Genomic DNA, 16869 nt, shown 5'->3' with positions numbered 1-16869 from the left:
ATGGTCACGCCCGCGCCGTCGCTTCCCAAACCCTTTTCGCAGCTTTCGCTTACCGAGGCGGCCGAGCTTCTTGCGGCGCGCAAGCTGCCTCCCGTTGAAACCTGGCACCCTGAACGCAGCGGCGACAGCGCGATGGAGATTCGCGCCGACGGCAGCTGGTATCATGAAGGCGGGCGGATTGACCGACCAGCGATGGTCCGGCTGTTCTCGACCATTCTGCGGCGCGAACCCGACGGGAGCCATGTTCTCGTCACGCCTGCCGAGAAGCTTGCGATCGCGGTCGAGGACACGCCCTTCCGCGCGGTCGAGATGAAGAGCGAGGGCGAGGGGCAGGAGCGCAAGCTCATATTTCGCCTCGACACCGACGATCTGGTGCTCGCGGGAGGCGATCACCCGCTTTCCTTCGGCCGTGACCCCGATAATCCCGACCCCCGCCTTCATGTCCGCGGCGCGATCGGGTGCGGACTTGAGGCGCGCATCGAGCGCGCGCTCTATTACGAGATCGCCGAGATGGCGCTTGCGGAGAATGCGGCAGAACCCGCCATCTGGTCGGACGGGGTCCGTTTCCCGCTGGTGGACGTCTGATGCTTTCGGAAAAGCTGCGCGATGCGCTCGGCAATCTGCTTCCCCATCCGGGAGAGGATGAGACCTATCTGCTCGAGAGCGCCCCGACCCTTCGCGACGCGGCGGTGCTCATTGCTTTTACCGACCGCGCCGAACCTGGCGTCATTCTCACCCAGCGGCCGCAATGGCTGCGCAGTCACGCCGGCCAGGTCGCCTTCCCGGGCGGGAAGATTGATCCGGGCGACCGCGACGCCGTCGATGCTGCGCTTCGCGAGGCAGAAGAAGAGATCGGCCTTGACCGGCGGGACGTGACGATCGCGGGGACGAGCGAGGCCTATCGCTCGGGGAGCGGCTATCACATCACCCCCGTGCTCGGTGTGATTCCGCCCGACCTGCCGCTCGACCCCAACCCCGACGAGGTGGAGGACTGGTTCGAGGTGCCGCTCGACATTCTCTTCAACCCCGCCAACTACCATCGCCAGCAGGCGCATTGGCAGGGGCATGATCGTCACTATTATGACATGCACTGGCAGGGGCGGCGAATCTGGGGCGTGACGGCGGGCATCATCATCAATCTGGCGCGGCGAATGCCCGCGGGCTGGTACCGGTGACCCGGCTGCCCGACGCCGAATGGCGACAGAGGCCCGGCCTTGCCCGCATCGTGGCAGCGCTTGCAGCCGATGGCGGCGCGGTCAAGGTCGTCGGCGGCGCGGTGCGCGATACGCTGCTTGCGCTTCCGGTGACGGACGTCGATCTTGCGACGCCGCTGCGTCCCGACGAGGTCACCGCGCGGCTGACTGCCGCCAACATCAAGGTCATCCCCACCGGCATTGCGCACGGAACCGTGACCGCAATCGCAAGCGGCGATCGGCACGAGATCACGACGCTCCGCCGCGACGTCGCGACCGACGGGCGGCGCGCGACGGTCGCTTTTGCTGACGACTGGCGGGAGGATGCGGCGCGCCGCGACTTCACGATCAATGCGCTTTATGCCGACCCGGCGACGGGAGAGGTGGACGACTGGTTCGGCGGGCTCGCCGACCTTGAGGCAGGCCGCGTTGCCTTCATCGGCGACGCTGCGACCCGGATCGCCGAGGACCATCTTCGCATCCTGCGCTTTTACCGCTTCGCCGCGCGGTTCGGGACCGGCGACCTCGACCCCGCGAGCCACGCCGCGGTGGTCGCCGCGCGCCACTCGCTCAAGAGCCTCTCACGCGAGCGCGTCGCCGACGAGCTCATGAAGATCCTCGCGCTTCCCGATCCGCGCCCCATCGCCGGCCGAATGGCGGACGATGGTATTTTCGCGGTGATTGTACCCGAGCTTGATCGAGCCTTCGCCGTAGCGCTGGACCGCCTCATCACGAACGAGAGCGCGAGCTGTTCGCCGCCCGCCCCGCTTCGCCGGCTGTCGGCGCTTCTCCCGGCCGACGCGCAAACCGCCGAGACCGTGGCGAGCCGGCTGCGCCTCTCGACGCGCCAGCGAAAGCACCTGGCCGCGGTCGCTGCGCACCGCGACGACAGGGCGCGCCCGGCGCGCCGGCTTGCCTATGAGATCGGCGTGGACGCTGCGCGCGATGTCCATCTCCTCGGCAGCCTCGACGTCGCCGAGGTGCAAAGCCTTGAAGGCTGGTCGCCCCCCGTGCTGCCGATCAAGGGCGGTGACATCATTGCGCGCGGCGTGACAGCGGGTCCGGAGGTGGCGCGCGTCCTCCGCGCGGTCGAGGCGGCCTGGGTCGCGGAAGATTTTCCAGGTGCGGTGCGCGCGCGCGAACTTGCTGATCAGATGATCGGCCGCGCGAGCGATTCGCGCCAATAAGCAAAGGCTTCAGCGCCGCCCATCGGGCGAGCGAAGAGGTAGCCCTGACCAAAATCGCAGCCGAGCGCGGACAAGAGCCGGGCCTGGTCGGCAGTCTCGACGCCTTCGGCCGTCGTCTTCATTCCCAAGACCTCGGCAAGGCTCTGGATCGTGCGCACGATGGCGGCCTTGTCGCGGTCCTCGACCATATGGTCGACGAAGCTGCGATCGATCTTGAGCACGTCGATAGGCAGGCGCTGGAGATAGGCGAGGTTTGAATAGCCGGTGCCGAAATCGTCCATCGCGATCCGCGCGTCGAGCGCCTTGAGTTCGCTCAGCACCGAGAGGGCAAGATCAGGATCGCCGATGATCGCGCTTTCGGTAAGCTCGATCATCAGACGCTCGCCGCCGATGGCATTGGTTTCGAGCGCTTGGCGAACCACGGCCGCGATATCGTCCCGGACGAGCTGGATGGCCGAGACATTGACCGAGAAATAGCATTCGACGGGGCTTCCGCCATTGTCGCGGTCCCAGGCGGCGAGCACCTTTGCCGCCTTTGCAATCACCCATTGGCCGAGCGGCACGATGAGCCCGGAATCCTCGGCGACCGGAATGAATTCGGCCGGGGAGACGGGGCTACCGCCTTCATCGTCCCAGCGCGCAAGCGCCTCGAAGCCCGCGACCCGGCCGCTGCCCAGTTCGATGAGCGGCTGGAAGGCAAGCTTCAGCCGGTCTTCCTCGATCGCGCTCCTGAGCGCGGTCTCGAGGCCGAAGCGATTGTCGGCGAGCATAGCCGCCTCAGGCTCGTAAATTTCGATGCGGTCGGTCTGCTTCGCGCGCTTCAAGGCGATCTGCGCGTGACGGATCTGGTCGCCGATATCGGTGTCATGCCCAGGCTGAATGGCGCAGCCGAGCGCGCAATCGACGCTGACCTTCAATTCCCCGATCCGGAAAGGATGATCGAAACAGCCGCGAATTCGCCGCGCGAGTTCGCGCACATCGGCGCGGCCGCCAGTAATGCGGGTGAAGATGGCAAATTCGTCGCCCCCGCTGCGAGCCAGTATGTCGCCGCTGCGCAGGCTCGATTTGAGGCGGCGCGCCACGGTGATGATCAATTCGTCACCCGCGAGCGGTCCGATATGTTCATTGATGCGGCTGAAGCGCGCAAGATCGAGCAGCAGGATCGCATGGTCGGCGGGTTCATCGCCGCGCGAGCGCTGCTCGACCAGTTCCTGAAACCCTGCGCGATTGGGAAGACCGGTGAGGCTGTCCGACACGAGCTCGCGGCGCAGGTTGCGCTCGGTCATCATTTCCTGGGTGCGGTCGATCAACGTAAGGAGGAACAGCGCCTCGTCGCCGCATTCGTCCGACAGCCGGCCGATCGCCCCGCGCAAGTCGCGCGCAGCGACGCCCTCGCCGAGACGGCAGGAGAATTCCTCCGTGTCGTCGGCCACTCCAGCTGCCGCGCGCTCGATCGCGCGGCGCATTTCGATCGGCGCCCTGGTACTGGCGGGTGTCAAGCCGAGCCGGTCGAACCCTACATTGCTCGCGTGAAGGCTGAAATTGCCGCGCTCCATCGGCCGGATCAGCGCAGCGGGAACCGGCAGAGCGTCGATCCAGCCGACGTAAAGCAAGGGCCGGTCTTCGCCGGTCTGATCGATAGCCATAACGAAGGGTTTTGTGCGACCTTTCCCCATTGCCCCATGCCTATGTCACGGGAAGTAAAAAAGCTATTTACGGCAAAGGGACTTTCCGTTTCAGTTGAAACGGTTGTTTCGCGGGAAACCGGTCGGCGGCATGCGTCCTGCCGCGCCGCGCGCAACGCGCCAGGGAATGAGGTCGGTCTCGGTCCGGGTACGGCCGCTGTCGCCGCCCATCGCCCAGCTCAGCCCCTCTGCAAAGACGAAGCTTGTCGCATCGGAGAGGCCGCCGTCGCGGTATCGCTGCAGCATCACGCCCTGGCCGCGCGCCATGACCGGCACTTCATTTATCGGGAAGACGACAAGCTTGCGGTTCTCGCCCACCACCGCGACGCTGTCATCATCCGGCGCGATCGGACGCACCACGGCGAGCTGGGCCTTGGGTTTCAGATTGACCACACCGCGGCCTTTGCGCGTTTCCGCGGTGACTTCGCCCATCTGGACGATGAAGCCGTGCCCGCTCGTCGAGGCGAGAAGCAGGCGGCCCTCGGCGCTCGCCGGGATCAGCGCGACAATCCGCGCTTCAGGATCGATATCGACCATCAGCCGGAGCGGCTCGCCAAAGCCGCGCCCACCGGGCAGCTTGTCCGCGCCCACCGTGAAGAAGCGGCCGTCGCTCGCGGCGATCAGCAGCTTGTCGGTGGTCTGCGCATGGGCGGCGAAGGCGAGCTCGTCGCCTTCCTTGAACTTGAACTCCCCCCATTGCTCGGGCGCGACATGTCCGCGCTGGGCGCGGATCCAGCCGCGCTTCGACAAGATGACCGTCACCGGCTCCTTCTCGATCATCGCGTCGAGAGGAATGTCGCGCGCGGGCGCTGCCTCAGCGAGCGTCGTGCGCCGCGCGCCAAGCGCGGTGTCCGGGCCGTAAACCGCGCGCAAGGCGGCGAGATCGCGTTTCAGCCGGGTGCGCTGGCGCGCCGGGCTTTCGACCAGCTTTGCGAGCTCTTCGCGTTCGGCGATCAGGTCGGCCTGCTCGCGCTTGAGCTCCATTTCCTCCAGCTTGCGCAAAGACCTCAAACGCATGTTCAAGATGGCCTCGGCCTGCCGGTCGGTGAGCTCGAACTCGGCCATCATCACCGCCTTGGGCTCATCCTCGGTGCGGATGATCTCGATCACGCGGTCGAGGTTCAAGAAGGCGATCAGGTAGCCGCCGACCAGTTCCAGCCGGTCGTCGATCTTGCCGATCCGATGCTCGGCGCGGCGGACGAGGACGATGATCTGATGCTGCAGCCACTCGGTCAGCAGCTGGTGCAGCCCCATGACCTTTGGCGTGCGCGTCGCGTCGAGGACGTTGAGGTTGAGCGCAAAGCGGCTTTCAAGCTCGGTCAGCCGGAAGAGGCTCTCCTTGAGCACATCGGGATCGACATTGCGGCTCTTGGGAACGAGGACGATGCGGATGTCCTCGGCGCTTTCGTCGCGCACATCCTCAAGGATCGGGAGCTTCTTGTCGGCGATGAGCTGCGCGATCGCCTCGATCAGTTTGCCCTTGGCGACGCCGTAAGGAATTTCGCTGATGACAAGCTGCCAGGTTCCGCCGGCCAGCTTTTCGATCCCGCTTTCTTCCCAGACGCCATTGGCGTCCTTGCCGGTCGAAAAACGCGCACGAACGCGAAAGCCGCCGCGGCCCGTTTCATAGGCCTGAGCGATTGCGTCCGCACTGTCGACAACGATGCCGCCGGTTGGAAAATCCGGGCCTTTGACATGCTCGAGGAGCTGCGAAAGCTCGGCCTTCGGATTGTCGATGAGGACGAGCGCGGCGTCGATCACCTCCGCGGCATTGTGCGGCGGGATGTTCGTTGCCATGCCGACCGCGATCCCGCTCGCTCCGTTCGCAAGCAGGTTGGGAAAGAGGCCCGGCATGATCTCGGGCTCTTCGTCTTCGCCATTATAGGTGGGCCGGAAGTCGACGGTGCCCTCGTCGAGCCCCTGCATGAGGTCGATCGCAACCCGCGTCAGCCGCGCTTCGGTGTAACGATAGGCGGCCGCGTTATCGCCGTCGATATTGCCGAAATTGCCCTGACCGTCGACGAGCGGATAGCGGAGCGAGAAGTCCTGCGCGAGGCGGACCATCGCATCATAGACCGCGGTGTCGCCGTGGGGGTGGAACTTGCCGATGACGTCGCCGACGACCCGCGCCGATTTCTTGTAGCCCTGGCTCGGATCGAGCCGCATCGCACGCATCGCCCAGAGGAGACGGCGGTGGACGGGCTTCAGCCCGTCGCGCAGGTCGGGAAGCGAGCGCGCGGTAATCGTCGACAGCGCATAGACGAGATAGCGTTCCGACAGCGCGCTGTCGAACGGGGTATCGATCTGGCCGGGGACGGGGTCGGTGTGTTCGGGATCGTCGGTCGTATTCGCCATTGTCCGGTGCCGATAGCAAGGCCGGGCTCTCAGGCAAAGGGCAAAGCTTTCGTCGCTTGCGTCGCCGCGCGCCTTCGCGCAATCCCGGGCTCTGGAGAGGGGAGCGGCTGTGGGTGCTTTCAAGGACGACCCGCCGGGTCTGCTTGCGCGCTTCGTACGCGCCGCGATGCTGTGGTTCTACCGCCGCCAGGGGTGGACGGCAGCGGGCGAGGTGCCCGAGCCGCGGCGCTTTCTGATCATCGCCGCGCCGCACACGAGCAATTGGGACTTTCTCTATTATCTCGGTCTGACGGCTGACCTTGGCATTCGCCCGCACTTCATGGGGAAGCTTTCCCTTTTTCGGTGGCCGCTCGGCGGCTTCATGCGGCAGATGGGCGGGATTCCGGTCGATCGCAGCGGCGGGAAAAATTATGTCGATGCGATGGTCGCTGAATTCGCGCGCCGCGACGCGTTCATGCTGACAGTCGCGCCCGAGGGCACGCGCGGACGGACGAAGAAATGGCGCACCGGCTTCTACCACATCGCGATGGCGGCGAAGGTCCCGATGGTGGTCGGCTTGATGGATTATGGTAAAAAGACGGGCGGGCTCGGGCCCGCGATCTGGCCGACGGGCGATTTTCGTGCCGATATGGAGAAGGTGCTCGCCATCTATCGCGACTGCACCCCCAAATATCCCGACCGGGCTGTGCGCTCGCTTGCTGATATATTAGGAGAAGAGGGCGAAGGAGCGGTAGCATGACGGGGCTCGGGTCAGTTCTGGCGATCAATTTCACGGGCCTCCTGGTCGTGATTCTTGCCCTTTGGATCGCGGCGTGGACAATCCGCGATGTCTCGTTCATCGACGCCTTCTGGGCTTTCGGCATGGTGCTGCTCGCATGGGGAACCGCGCTTCAGGCGGGCTTTGATGGAGTACGGACCCAGCTCTTGCTGCTTCTTGTCACCCTGTGGGGGCTGCGCCTTGCCGGGCACCTGTTCCTGCGCTGGCGCGCCAACGGCGAGGACCCGCGCTACCGCAAGATCCTCGGCAGCGTCATCGAGCAGCGCGGCTGGAGCTGGGGCACGGCCGCCCTGGTCTCGGTGTTCCTGACCCAGGCGCCCTTGCTTTTTCTCACCTCGCTTCCGGCACAGGTCGGCATCTGGGCGAGCGCGACGACCCCGCCCGCGACCGCGGGCTGGCTGGCGGCGCTCGGCACCTTCGCCGCGCTCGCCGGAATTGCGTTCGAGAGCATCGGCGACGCGCAGCTCCACGCGTTTCGCAAGGACCCCGAAAACCGCGGCAAGGTGCTGGACACCGGCCTCTGGCGCTATACGCGCCATCCCAATTACTTCGGCGACACGCTCACCTGGTGGGGCATCTGGCTGGTCGCCGCCGACGCGGGGCTCTGGGTCGCGCTCGCAAGCATTATCGGCCCCGTTTTCCTTACCTTCACGCTGACCCGCTGGTCAGGCAAGGCGCTGCTCGAAAAGGGGCTTCACAAGTCGCGTGAGGGCTACGCCGACTATGTTGAGCGCACCTCCGGATTCATACCATGGCCGCCAAAGACCAGGGGTTAGGCGCCGAAGAGACCGCCGCCGACGTCGGCGCGCTCGGCGACGCGCCGCGGATCCGTGCGATCCTGACCGAGGCTGCGCGCGAGAGACGAAGCGTGAGCTACTCGGAGCTGCTTGGCGATCTCGGTTTCCGTTTCACCCGTCCCAAGATGCGCGCGCTGTGCAAGACGCTTGCCGAGGTCGACCGCCTCTGCGCGCTTGACGGCGAGCCCGACCTTGCGGTGCTCGTCGTGCGCGAAAGCGACCGCCTGCCAGGGCAGGGCTGGTGGGTCGGCGGCACCGCGCTGCTGCTTGGCTACGATGGCCCGTGGGAGGGCGCGAGCGCTGCCCGCTTCATCCGCGAGCAGCAGCAGGCGGTATTCGATTTCTGGGACGGGCGCTGAGAGCGACCGCAACACGCGCCTATTTCTTGAGTCCGATCTCGCGCAGCCGTTCCTGCAGATAGTCATCGGCGGTGATCGGCGTCGGATAGAGGTTCGGGTGCTCGGCATCGATGCAGTTGTCGAGCGTTTCGATGACATAGTCCGAGCGGAAATGGAGGAAGAAGGGCATCGAATAGCGGGCGATGCTGGCGCGCCCTTCATCGGGGTTGCGAACGCGGTGGGTGGTCGAGGGCAGGCGGTTGTTGGTGAGCCGCTGCAGCATGTCGCCGACATTGACCGCCATTGCCCCGGCGGGCGGGCTCACGGGAAGCCAGCTGCCGTCCTTGTCGAGAATCTCGAGTCCCGCCTCTTCGGCGCCAAGCAGCAGGGTGATCGTGTTGATATCCTCGTGCGCCTCGGCGCGGATGCCCTTCGCCGGGCCCTTGACCGGCGGATAGTGGAGAAGGCGCATCACGCTGTTGCCATCCTTCACCGTCTCGTCGAAGAAATCGGGAGCAAGCCCCAGGTAGCGGGCGATGCCCGAAAGCAGGCGGCCGCCGACGCGGTCGAATTCGGCAAACAGCTTTTCATAGGTGTCGCGAAACCCTGCAATCTCGGCGGGCCACACATTGTTCGGCTGCTGCGCAGCGAGCGGGTGGCCCTCGGGCAGGTCGCGGCCGACGTGCCAGAATTCCTTAAGGTCGACCTCTTTCGCGCCCTTAGCGATCTCGGTTCCGAAGGGCGTGTAGCCGCGCGCGCCGCCGCCGCCAGGGATATGATAGGCCCGCTTCTGCTCCTCGGGCAGCGCGAAGAATTGCTTCGCCTTTGCCCAGGCATCGTCGATCAGCGCAGGCTCGATGCCGTGATCGGTAATCATGGCAAAGCCGAAGCGTTCGAATGAGGCGCCAAAATCATGCGCGAACTGCTCGGCGGGAAGCGAGAGGGAAATAACGGGAACGGCGGCGGTCATGCGAGTGGAGTCCATCTGTAAGGGGTTTGCGCCCCGGGGCGCCTCATAGCTGCGATTTAGGCGCTCCGGCCGGAGGGTGAAAGGGAAAAAGGCAGTTCCGTCGCGCGGTCCGCTCGGCTAAGCGCGGCCGCATGGCAAAGCAATATTGGCTGATGAAATCCGAACCCGACGTCTATTCCTGGGATACGCTGGTCCAGGATGGCAGCGGGATCTGGGACGGTGTGCGCAACCACACGGCGAAACTCAACATGCAGGCGATGAAAGTCGGCGACGAGGCGCTTTTCTATCACAGCAATATCGGCAAGGAATGCGTCGGGATCATGAAGATCACCGAGGCCGCCTTTCCCGACCCGACCGCCGAGGAAGGCTCGCCCTGGGTCGTCGTACGCGTCGAACCCGTGCGGCCGCTTGCCCATCCGGTGACGCTCGCCGCGATCAAGGGCGACCCCAAGCTTGCGGGAATGGACCTCATCCGCCTCTCGCGCCTGTCGGTCGGGCGCGTGACGGCGGAGGAGTGGAAGCATATCCTCAAAAAGTCGGAAAAGCCCGGAACCTAAAGCGCGGGCGGCGGCCGATCGCCGACCCGCATCAGCTGGCCGGGGTAGGGTGCAACCAGCGCCGCTGCGTCGCGCCAGTCGGCGGTCAGCCAGCGGTCATGATCCTCGGCATGGAGGATGAGCGGCATCGCGCCCTCATGGTAATGCGCAACCAGCCGGTTGGGCTCGCTCGTGAGAATCGCAAATCCCGGCCAATCCTCGATCTGCCGCTGGATCGCTGCAAAGGCAAAGACGGGGCGCGATGCGAGCGAGAACCAGTGCTGCCGCCTTGCGCCCGCAGAACCCGACCACAGGGCAAAGGCGGTCGCGGGCACGAGGCAGCGCAGCTCGGCATGCCGCAGCGTGCCGATCCAGAAAGGGCTTTGGAGGTTGCGGACCGTGGTGACGGGCTGCACGCCCTTGGGCGGCGGCGCGACGCCCCACAGCCGCGGACGCAGAGATCGGCGCGATCCGCTGCGGCCGTCGCCGACGATTACCGGCGCCGGGCGGCCGGGGGCGACATAATCACCGGTCCAGGGATCATCGCCCGCCTCGATGCCGAAGGCGGCCGCGATCGCGCTGGCAGGCGCATCGAGGCGGTAGAGGCGGGTCACCGGCGGTGCGCTTCAGTCGGTCCCGCGCACCCGCCCGCGTCCCGCCTTGATCGCGCCCCGACGCTGCTTGCTCTCGACGCGCTGCCTTTTCGACGACGCGCTTGGCTTGGTCGGTTTGCGCTTTTTTGGGACGAAGGTCGCCTCGCGGATCAGGGCGAAGAGTCGTTCGCGCACTTCCTGCCTGTTGAGGGCCTGTGATCGGCTCCCTTCGCTGCGAAGGATCAGAATCCCGTCCTTGGTCAGCCTCGACCCTGCCAGGACGGCAAGTCGTGTCTTGACGGCCTCGGGCAGGGAAGGAGAGTTGGCCACGTCGAAGCGGAGCATGACCGCGCTATCGGTCGTGTTGACATGCTGGCCTCCCGCGCCGCCCGAGCGCGCGAAGCTTTCGTCAAGCTCATCGCTGTCGATGGCGATGCTGCGTGTGATCGGTATGAGACCCATGGCTCTTCGATATGCAGGCTCTATCGGCCGTGCAACTTATTGGTAGCCGGCGCCTGGATCAGGATGGATTGTGGCCCGACCGGGCTTGGGCGGCGATACGCGGAGCAGGAGAGCAGCTTTAGAACCCCATCCGCTCTCGCCGCGGGATGACACAGTCTCGAAACCCGGAAGAGAAACATCACACCGGGCGTAAGACCTGACAGGGACATTGCCGGAACCCTGGGCCGAGGGCGGTGACCGATGATTAAGCCGCCGTTTACGCCAAGCCGGCATATCGACGCAGTTATTTTCGCGAGGGGGGGCTTTCCGTGTCGTTTCTGTTCCTGTTTGTGTTTCTCGCCGCGATTGTCGGGGTCTTCAGGCCGTATCTTGGCCGAAAGCGGTGGCATTTCGGCCTTGCCGCGTTCGCGTCCTTCATCCTGATCGGGGTGTTCGCCCCTAAGCCGGACCCCGCGTCCGTGAGCGAGGCGGGAACGTCTGAGAAGGAGCGATCTGCCGCTGCTAGACCCGCTGGCGGGAAAGCCGAAGCGGCCGAGGCTTCCGATGCTCCTGATACCAATTGGGATTATAGCGAAACCACCGACGAAATGCGCGGCACGACAACGAAGTTTGCCCGCGTTGTCAGCGAAAATGAAGTGGACCTCGATTTCCCCTATGGCGTCGTGAATGGCTATCTGACGGTGCGCCAGCAGAAGAAGGACGGTTTGAGCATCATCTTCTCGGTCGATAAGGGGCAGATTCTCTGCCATTCCTTTAGCGACGGCTATGTCTCGGTCAAATTCGACGATCAGCCGATCAGGCGGTTCAGCTGCACCGGCGCGAGCGACGGCTCGTCGGATGTCGCCTTCATCCTCAATGAGCGCTCGTTCCTGACCAGTCTCAAAAAGTCAAAAAAGCTCATCATCGAAGGTGAGTTCTTCCAGAAAGGCAATCAGCAATTCACCTTCAAGACCGAGGGGCTCAATTGGCAATAGGGCGCGCGGGCGGCACGCTCACGCGCACAGCTGCCTGCCCGGCCGCACCGTTTCCAGATGCGTCTCGATGATTGCGCTCGCGCGGGAGGTCAGCCGCGGGTCGGCGCCGCTCCTTCGGGCGCGGTGAAGCCGAGCGCGACGAACGCATCGGGGAAAGGCGCCTCGGCGATGATCGGCGGCTTGGGCTCGCGCGTCACCACCAGCCGCTCGGCGTGGAGCAGCGTGCGTGTGCGCGAGGTGCCGCGCCCGTAGACGGGATCGCCGACGAGCGGACAGCCGAGTCCTTCGAGCGCATGAACGCGAAGCTGGTGGGTGCGCCCGGTCTCCGGGCGAAAGCGCAGCAGGCTGCGCCCCTCGACCACGGCGAGCTTTTCCCAATGCGACACCGCCGCCTTGCCCCTTTGCGTGCCGTCGGCGTCGCCGACCATCCGCCAACCCGCCTCGGCAGACGAGATCTTGGCAAGCGGCAAGTCGATCGTGCCGCCGTCGCCATCAGGAACGCCCTCGAGGATCGCGAGATATTGCTTGTCGACGGCGCGCTCTTCAAAGGCGCGGGTGAAGCGCCCGTGGGCTTTGGGATTGCGCGCGAGCAGCAGGCAGCCCGAGGTGTCGCGGTCGAGCCGGTGCACCGCGAGCGGCCAGCGCTTGAAGCCGAAGCGCAGCGAATCAAGGTGGTTCTCGAGGCTGAGGCTGCCGTCGCGCGGCGGATCGACCGGCAGGCCTGCCGGCTTGTCGATTACGATCGCCTCGCCGTCGAGGAAAAGGATGCGGTCAGAAAGGAGCATCGCCGCGCTATAGGCGGCCCGCCCGGTAGCCGAAAGCGCAAAAGAGGATTTGCAGCATCGGGCGTGGGAATGGGCGCCGCGCTGGATCGAGGGCCCTCGCTCGCCGAACGCGCCGGTGCAGGCGGAACCGGCGAAGGATCCTGCGGTTCGGGGGAGGCCGCGGTCCTAAAGAGCGCCAAAGCTGTAGACGTCCATTGCGAGCAGGCCATAGGTCGTGCTGGCGTGAAGCCGCCGGGCCTCGAGCGGGGTGCCCCCCGCGCCCATCGCAACAAACAAGGGCAGGATATGGTCCATCGTGGGATGACTGTCCTTCCCGTGCGGTGCGCGCTCGACCGCGTGAAGAACGTCGTCGACGGCGCCCGCTGCGAGGCGCTCAGCCACCCAATCGGCAAAGCCGGTGACCCAAGGGGGCGCGGGCGCATCGACGGCCGGGCGCGCTGCGAAAAGGGCGCGCAGATTGTGCGTCATGCTGCCCGATCCTGCAATCAGAACGCCTTCGTCGCGGAGCGGTGCGAGTGCCTTTCCGAGCGCGTAGTGCCATTCGGGCGCCGCGTGCGAGGCGATCGAAAGCTGGACGACTGGAATGTCCGCGTCCGGGTAGACGAGCGAAAGCGGGATCCAGGCGCCATGGTCGAGACCGCGCGCCGGGTCGAGTGCGACGTCGAGGCCCTTTGCGCCGAGGAGCGCTGCGATACGCGCGGCGAGTACGGGATCGCCGGGTGCTGGATACTGCATGGCATAAAGTGCGTCCGGAAATCCGCCGAAATCATGTATTGTGGGCGGGGCGGGCGAAGCGGTGACCGTGACGCGCCCGGCCTCATAAGCGGCATCGTGATGCGCCGAGACGATCAGGACCGCGCGCGGCCGCGGCAGCTGGTCGCCCAGCCCGGCGAGAAAATCGCGCGCCGGGCTGGGCTCCAGCGACAGCATCGGCGACCCATGCGAAAGGAACAGAGCGGGAAGCCGGTGCATCGCTGTTCTCAAGCGGCAAGCTTCGCGGCCGTCCGCGCGACGCGCTCGCCGAGATAGCGCGCGCCGCCGAGATCGGTCTCGCTTGGCTGGCGTGACCCGTCGCCGTCGGCGATCGTGGTAGCGCCGTAAGGGGCGCCGCCCTTGACCTCATCGACCCCCATCTGTCCGGAAAAGCCATAGTCGAGGCCGACGATCGTCATGCCGAAATGAAGAAGGTTGGTGAGGACCGAGAAGAGCGTCGTTTCCTGCCCGCCGTGCTGCGAGGCGGTCGAGGTGAAAGCGGCGCCGACCTTGCCATTGAGCTTGCCCTGCGCCCAGACGCCGCCAGCGGTGTCCCAGAAGCTTGCCATCTGGCTCGCCATGCGGCCGTAGCGGGTAGGGGTGCCAACGACGATCGCATCATATTGGGCAAGTTCGTTCGGGTCGCTGAGCTGCGGGTGCGCGGTGTCGGTCTTGAAGCCGGCCGCCTCGACCACCGCGGCGGGCGCGGTTTCGGCGACGCGGCGGATATCGACCTCGGCGCCCGCGGCGCGCGCGCCTAGAGCGACAGCTTCAGCCATCTGCTCGATATGCCCGTAACTTGAGTAATAGAGAACCAATATCCTTGTCATGATCATGTCCTTTCGTGGATAAACAAGAAAAACTGCCCGCGAGGGAGGGGAGTAGGGAGGCCCTGTGGGCGTCAGGCGGCCTCTTTCAGCGCGTCGATCGCGGTGGCCGCGCGGGCCATGGCCGTGCCGTCGGTCTGATGGCCGTCGGCCGCGATGAAAACGACGTCGGTAATGCCGATAAATCCGAGGATATGTTTGAGATAGGCGCTGGCAAAATCGACCTGACTGCCGAGCGGAACGCCGCCTGAGGCGAAGACGACAAAGGCGCGCTTGCCCTTCAGCAGCCCCTCGGGCCCCGCCTCGGTGTAGCGGAAGGTGCGGCGAGCGCGCGTCACTTGGTCGATCCATGCCTTGAGCGCGGCGGGAATGGAGAAATTGTAGATAGGCGCGGTAATCACGATCGTGTCGGCCTGCTCGAGTTCGCCGATCAGCTCTTCGGAGGCGGCCAGCACCTTTCTTTGTTCCTCGCTGCGCTCGGTCTCGTCGGTGAAATTTGCGCCGACCCAGGCTTCGGTGAGCATCGCGGGCGGGGCCGCACTGAGGTCGCGGCGGGTGACGGACGCGCCATAGCTCTGCTCGACGAGGCGGGCTTCGAGCTGGTCGGCGAGCGCACGCGTCGTCGATCCCCGGGTGCGGGCGCTCGCATCGATACGAAGAATGTGGGTCATGGCAAATGCTCCGTGGGCAGCTTGGGGGAGGATGGCGAAGGGGGTGGGCCGCCGCCGCGAGGGAGGGGCGGGGCGGCGGCCCGGGGGGTGTCAGAGGCTGTCGACCAGGACGAGCTCGGCATCGTCGAGCGCTTCGACGGTGATCGTGCCGACGTCGCGGATCGCAATGCCGTCCCGGGGGCTTGCATCCTCGCCGTTGACGCGGATGCGGCCCTTGGCGGCGACCAGATAGGCGTGGCGGCCGGCCCCGAGGTCGTAGGCGACCTTCTCGCCGGCGTTCACCGTCGCCGCTGCGACGCGGGCGTTGGCGCGGATCGGCAAGGCATCATCGCCCTCGATTCCGCTTGCGAGCGTCACGAAGCGGCCCGAGCGGTCGGCCTTCGGAAAATCGCGCTGGCCCCAGCCGGGATTACCGCCCGCCTGATCTGGGAGGATCCAGATCTGGAACAGCGTGGTTTCTTCATCCTCGAGGTTGAACTCGCTGTGGGTGACGCCGGTGCCCGCGCTCATCACCTGGACATCGCCCGCCGCCGTGCGGCCGCTGTTGCCCATCGAATCGCGATGGGTGATCGCCCCGGTGCGGACATAGGTGATGATTTCCATGTCGCGGTGCGGATGCGGGGGAAAACCCGACTGCGCTGCGATGGCGTCGTCGTTCCAGACGCGCAGCGCACCCCAGCCCATGCGGCTTTCGTCATGATAATTGGCGAAGGAAAAATGGTGACGGGCATCGAGCCACCCGTGGTTCGCGTGGCCCAGCGTCTCGAATTTGCGAATGTCGATCATCGGGCAATCCTTTCTCTTGGCCGGCTTGCACCGCGGCTGCCGCTGCGGCCTATTTCCGTTGAGACCAACATAGCGGTTGGGATTGTTTCTGAAATAGCGTAGATGGAAATCTATCGTTTCCATTTGGAGGGTGTTCATGGCGCTTCCGGATTATGAAGGCTGGGCCTGTTTCGTCGCCGTGGCCGACGGAGGCAGCTTTACCGCGGCGGCGGCTCAGCTCGGATTGTCGAAGGCGAGCGTCTCGAAGGCGGTAACGCGGCTCGAGGCGTCGCTCGGCATCACGTTGCTCCACCGCAGCTCCCGCGTCGTTGCCGTGTCGACCGCGGGAGCGGGACTGCTCGATGAGGCGCGCGCGATGGTGGCGGCGGCGACCGCTGCAACCGAGGCGGCGCGCGGCGACCGCGTCGACCTTGCGGGCCCGATTCGCCTCGCAGCACCGATGAGCTTTGGGATCAAGGTGCTCGGTCCGCCCCTCGCCGCCTTTCTCGAGCAGCACCCAGCGGTCGAGATCGAAGTGATATTGAACGATGCGCGCAATGACCTTGTCGCCGAAGGGATCGACCTGTCGCTGCGGATCGCGAGCCTTGATGATTCCGCTTTGCTCGCGCGCACCATTGCGCCGGTCGCAGCGTCAGTGATGGCAAGCCCTTCCTATCTTGAAAGGAACGGGACGCCTCGCCACCCGCTCGAACTCGCGCGTCACCGGCTCGTGGGTTATGGGCACCGCGAGCGCGCGGCCCCGCTGCGCTTCCATCGCGGCACGGAGGAGGCGGCCGTGGTGCCCAGCGGCCCCTTGTTCGTGAACAATGGCGACATTGCGGTGCCGTGGCTTCTCGCGGGGGGCGGGATCGCCATGCTTCCTGATTTCATTGCCGAAGAGGAGCTTGCGGCGGGAAGGCTCGTGCGCATCCTGGCAGACTGGTCGCTGCCGCAGGCGTATTTGCACCTTCTCTCGCCCCCGTCGCGGCTACGTCCGGCGCGCGTGCGTGCACTTTCGGATTATCTGGTGGATGTCTTGAAGCGCTCGTGCAACCGCGTGGGAGAGCGCGCCGCGGCGGACGAAGGCGCATCAAACCGCGGGGCCTGAGGCCTGGCAATTCGTCGCGACTCGTGGATTCCTGCGGGTTAAACCAAAATTAACCTTTTCCCTTCATTAGTTTCGTGGTTAATGGTCCGGCA

At 65.6% G+C, this 16869-nt stretch carries 19 protein-coding genes; 9 read left to right on the top strand and 10 right to left on the bottom strand.

Annotation, left to right across the window (positions count from 1 at the left end; translation table 11 throughout):
- From LH20_RS13300 to LH20_RS13290, 3 genes are read left to right on the top strand one after another with little or no spacing between them, the layout of a single operon-like run.
- Positions 1-585, top strand: a complete 585-nt coding sequence (locus LH20_RS13300; protein WP_053554615.1) for a DUF1285 domain-containing protein — start codon at positions 1-3, stop codon at positions 583-585.
- Complete coding sequence (locus LH20_RS13295) at positions 585-1175, top strand: CoA pyrophosphatase (RefSeq protein ID WP_200905381.1); 591 nt, start codon at positions 585-587, stop codon at positions 1173-1175. The genes LH20_RS13300 and LH20_RS13295 overlap by 1 nt, the downstream gene beginning before the upstream one ends.
- Positions 1172-2380, top strand: a complete 1209-nt coding sequence (locus tag LH20_RS13290) for a CCA tRNA nucleotidyltransferase (protein ID WP_053554613.1) — start codon at positions 1172-1174, stop codon at positions 2378-2380. The genes LH20_RS13295 and LH20_RS13290 overlap by 4 nt, the downstream gene beginning before the upstream one ends.
- Here LH20_RS13290 and LH20_RS13285 read toward each other — a convergent pair.
- Both LH20_RS13285 and parC read right to left on the bottom strand, forming a co-directional pair.
- Positions 2344-4026 (bottom strand): putative bifunctional diguanylate cyclase/phosphodiesterase, encoded by a 1683-nt coding sequence (locus LH20_RS13285; protein ID WP_235526979.1) that lies wholly within the window; start codon positions 4024-4026, stop codon positions 2344-2346. The genes LH20_RS13290 and LH20_RS13285 overlap by 37 nt on opposite strands.
- A gap of 90 nt (positions 4027-4116) precedes the next feature.
- On the bottom strand, positions 4117-6420 hold the full coding sequence (gene parC, locus LH20_RS13280; protein WP_053554611.1) for a DNA topoisomerase IV subunit A: 2304 nt from the start codon (positions 6418-6420) through the stop codon (positions 4117-4119).
- 109 nt (positions 6421-6529) lie between these two features.
- Here parC and LH20_RS13275 point away from each other — a divergent pair, with 109 nt between their 5' ends.
- Genes LH20_RS13275 through LH20_RS13265 form a run of 3 tightly spaced genes read left to right on the top strand, consistent with a single transcriptional unit; the run spans position 6530 to position 8354 of the window.
- Complete coding sequence (locus tag LH20_RS13275; RefSeq protein WP_235526978.1) at positions 6530-7159, top strand: lysophospholipid acyltransferase family protein; 630 nt, start codon at positions 6530-6532, stop codon at positions 7157-7159.
- Entirely contained in the window at positions 7156-7974 is an 819-nt protein-coding gene (locus LH20_RS13270) for a DUF1295 domain-containing protein (protein ID WP_053554610.1), read from the top strand. The genes LH20_RS13275 and LH20_RS13270 overlap by 4 nt, the downstream gene beginning before the upstream one ends.
- Positions 7950-8354, top strand: a complete 405-nt coding sequence (locus tag LH20_RS13265; RefSeq protein WP_053554609.1) for a hypothetical protein — start codon at positions 7950-7952, stop codon at positions 8352-8354. Before LH20_RS13270 ends, LH20_RS13265 begins: the two co-directional genes overlap by 25 nt.
- A gap of 19 nt (positions 8355-8373) precedes the next feature.
- On the opposite strand, the gene LH20_RS13260 is transcribed toward LH20_RS13265, so the two are convergent.
- Entirely contained in the window at positions 8374-9303 is a 930-nt protein-coding gene (locus LH20_RS13260; RefSeq protein ID WP_053554608.1) for an isopenicillin N synthase family dioxygenase, read from the bottom strand.
- A 131-nt stretch (positions 9304-9434) separates the two neighbouring features.
- Here LH20_RS13260 and LH20_RS13255 point away from each other — a divergent pair, with 131 nt between their 5' ends.
- Positions 9435-9860, top strand: a complete 426-nt coding sequence (locus tag LH20_RS13255) for an EVE domain-containing protein (protein ID WP_053554607.1) — start codon at positions 9435-9437, stop codon at positions 9858-9860.
- On the opposite strand, the gene LH20_RS13250 is transcribed toward LH20_RS13255, so the two are convergent.
- Both LH20_RS13250 and arfB read right to left on the bottom strand, forming a co-directional pair.
- Positions 9857-10453 carry an SOS response-associated peptidase family protein gene (locus LH20_RS13250; protein ID WP_053554606.1) on the bottom strand — a complete coding sequence of 199 codons (597 nt, stop codon included), beginning with the start codon at positions 10451-10453 and terminating at the stop codon, positions 9857-9859. The two genes, LH20_RS13255 and LH20_RS13250, sit on opposite strands and share 4 nt — an antisense overlap.
- Before the next feature lie 12 nt (positions 10454-10465).
- Positions 10466-10894 (bottom strand): alternative ribosome rescue aminoacyl-tRNA hydrolase ArfB, encoded by a 429-nt coding sequence (gene arfB, locus LH20_RS13245; RefSeq protein ID WP_053554605.1) that lies wholly within the window; start codon positions 10892-10894, stop codon positions 10466-10468.
- A gap of 308 nt (positions 10895-11202) precedes the next feature.
- Here arfB and LH20_RS13240 point away from each other — a divergent pair, with 308 nt between their 5' ends.
- Positions 11203-11868 (top strand): hypothetical protein, encoded by a 666-nt coding sequence (locus tag LH20_RS13240; protein ID WP_053554604.1) that lies wholly within the window; start codon positions 11203-11205, stop codon positions 11866-11868.
- Between the two features lie 89 nt (positions 11869-11957).
- On the opposite strand, the gene LH20_RS13235 is transcribed toward LH20_RS13240, so the two are convergent.
- From LH20_RS13235 to LH20_RS13215, 5 genes are all read right to left on the bottom strand, one after another.
- Complete coding sequence (locus tag LH20_RS13235; protein ID WP_053554603.1) at positions 11958-12653, bottom strand: RluA family pseudouridine synthase; 696 nt, start codon at positions 12651-12653, stop codon at positions 11958-11960.
- 165 nt (positions 12654-12818) lie between these two features.
- The gene (locus LH20_RS13230) at positions 12819-13625 is read right to left on the bottom strand and encodes a DODA-type extradiol aromatic ring-opening family dioxygenase (RefSeq protein ID WP_053554602.1); all 807 of its coding nucleotides are present in this window, start codon (positions 13623-13625) and stop codon (positions 12819-12821) included.
- An 8-nt stretch (positions 13626-13633) separates the two neighbouring features.
- Positions 13634-14236, bottom strand: coding sequence for an NAD(P)H:quinone oxidoreductase (gene wrbA, locus LH20_RS13225; protein WP_053556281.1), 603 nt, complete (start codon positions 14234-14236; stop codon positions 13634-13636).
- 71 nt (positions 14237-14307) lie between these two features.
- The gene (locus tag LH20_RS13220) at positions 14308-14904 is read right to left on the bottom strand and encodes an FMN-dependent NADH-azoreductase (protein ID WP_053554601.1); all 597 of its coding nucleotides are present in this window, start codon (positions 14902-14904) and stop codon (positions 14308-14310) included.
- Between the two features lie 90 nt (positions 14905-14994).
- On the bottom strand, positions 14995-15690 hold the full coding sequence (locus LH20_RS13215) for a pirin family protein (RefSeq protein WP_053556280.1): 696 nt from the start codon (positions 15688-15690) through the stop codon (positions 14995-14997).
- A gap of 136 nt (positions 15691-15826) precedes the next feature.
- On the opposite strand from LH20_RS13215, the gene LH20_RS13210 reads away from it, so the two are divergent.
- Positions 15827-16777 (top strand): LysR family transcriptional regulator, encoded by a 951-nt coding sequence (locus tag LH20_RS13210; protein ID WP_053554600.1) that lies wholly within the window; start codon positions 15827-15829, stop codon positions 16775-16777.
- Positions 16778-16869: the final 92 nt, after the last annotated feature.

This window comes from Sphingopyxis sp. 113P3 (assembly GCF_001278035.1).
Lineage (GTDB): Bacteria > Pseudomonadota > Alphaproteobacteria > Sphingomonadales > Sphingomonadaceae > Sphingopyxis.
This window is presented reverse-complemented; position numbering and strand designations above follow the sequence as displayed.

Coding starts and splice junctions, on each gene's coding strand:
- LH20_RS13300 (WP_053554615.1), top strand. CDS start 1: ATGGTCACGCCCGCGCCGTCGCTTCCCAAACCCTTTTCGCAGCTTTCG.
- LH20_RS13295 (WP_200905381.1), top strand. CDS start 585: ATGCTTTCGGAAAAGCTGCGCGATGCGCTCGGCAATCTGCTTCCCCAT.
- LH20_RS13285 (WP_235526979.1), bottom strand. CDS start 4,026: ATGGCTATCGATCAGACCGGCGAAGACCGGCCCTTGCTTTACGTCGGC.
- parC (WP_053554611.1), bottom strand. CDS start 6,420: ATGGCGAATACGACCGACGATCCCGAACACACCGACCCCGTCCCCGGC.
- LH20_RS13270 (WP_053554610.1), top strand. CDS start 7,156: ATGACGGGGCTCGGGTCAGTTCTGGCGATCAATTTCACGGGCCTCCTG.
- LH20_RS13265 (WP_053554609.1), top strand. CDS start 7,950: ATGGCCGCCAAAGACCAGGGGTTAGGCGCCGAAGAGACCGCCGCCGAC.
- LH20_RS13260 (WP_053554608.1), bottom strand. CDS start 9,303: ATGACCGCCGCCGTTCCCGTTATTTCCCTCTCGCTTCCCGCCGAGCAG.
- LH20_RS13255 (WP_053554607.1), top strand. CDS start 9,435: ATGGCAAAGCAATATTGGCTGATGAAATCCGAACCCGACGTCTATTCC.
- arfB (WP_053554605.1), bottom strand. CDS start 10,894: ATGGGTCTCATACCGATCACACGCAGCATCGCCATCGACAGCGATGAG.
- LH20_RS13235 (WP_053554603.1), bottom strand. CDS start 12,653: ATGCTCCTTTCTGACCGCATCCTTTTCCTCGACGGCGAGGCGATCGTA.
- LH20_RS13230 (WP_053554602.1), bottom strand. CDS start 13,625: ATGCACCGGCTTCCCGCTCTGTTCCTTTCGCATGGGTCGCCGATGCTG.
- wrbA (WP_053556281.1), bottom strand. CDS start 14,236: ATGACAAGGATATTGGTTCTCTATTACTCAAGTTACGGGCATATCGAG.
- LH20_RS13220 (WP_053554601.1), bottom strand. CDS start 14,904: ATGACCCACATTCTTCGTATCGATGCGAGCGCCCGCACCCGGGGATCG.
- LH20_RS13215 (WP_053556280.1), bottom strand. CDS start 15,690: ATGATCGACATTCGCAAATTCGAGACGCTGGGCCACGCGAACCACGGG.
- LH20_RS13210 (WP_053554600.1), top strand. CDS start 15,827: ATGGCGCTTCCGGATTATGAAGGCTGGGCCTGTTTCGTCGCCGTGGCC.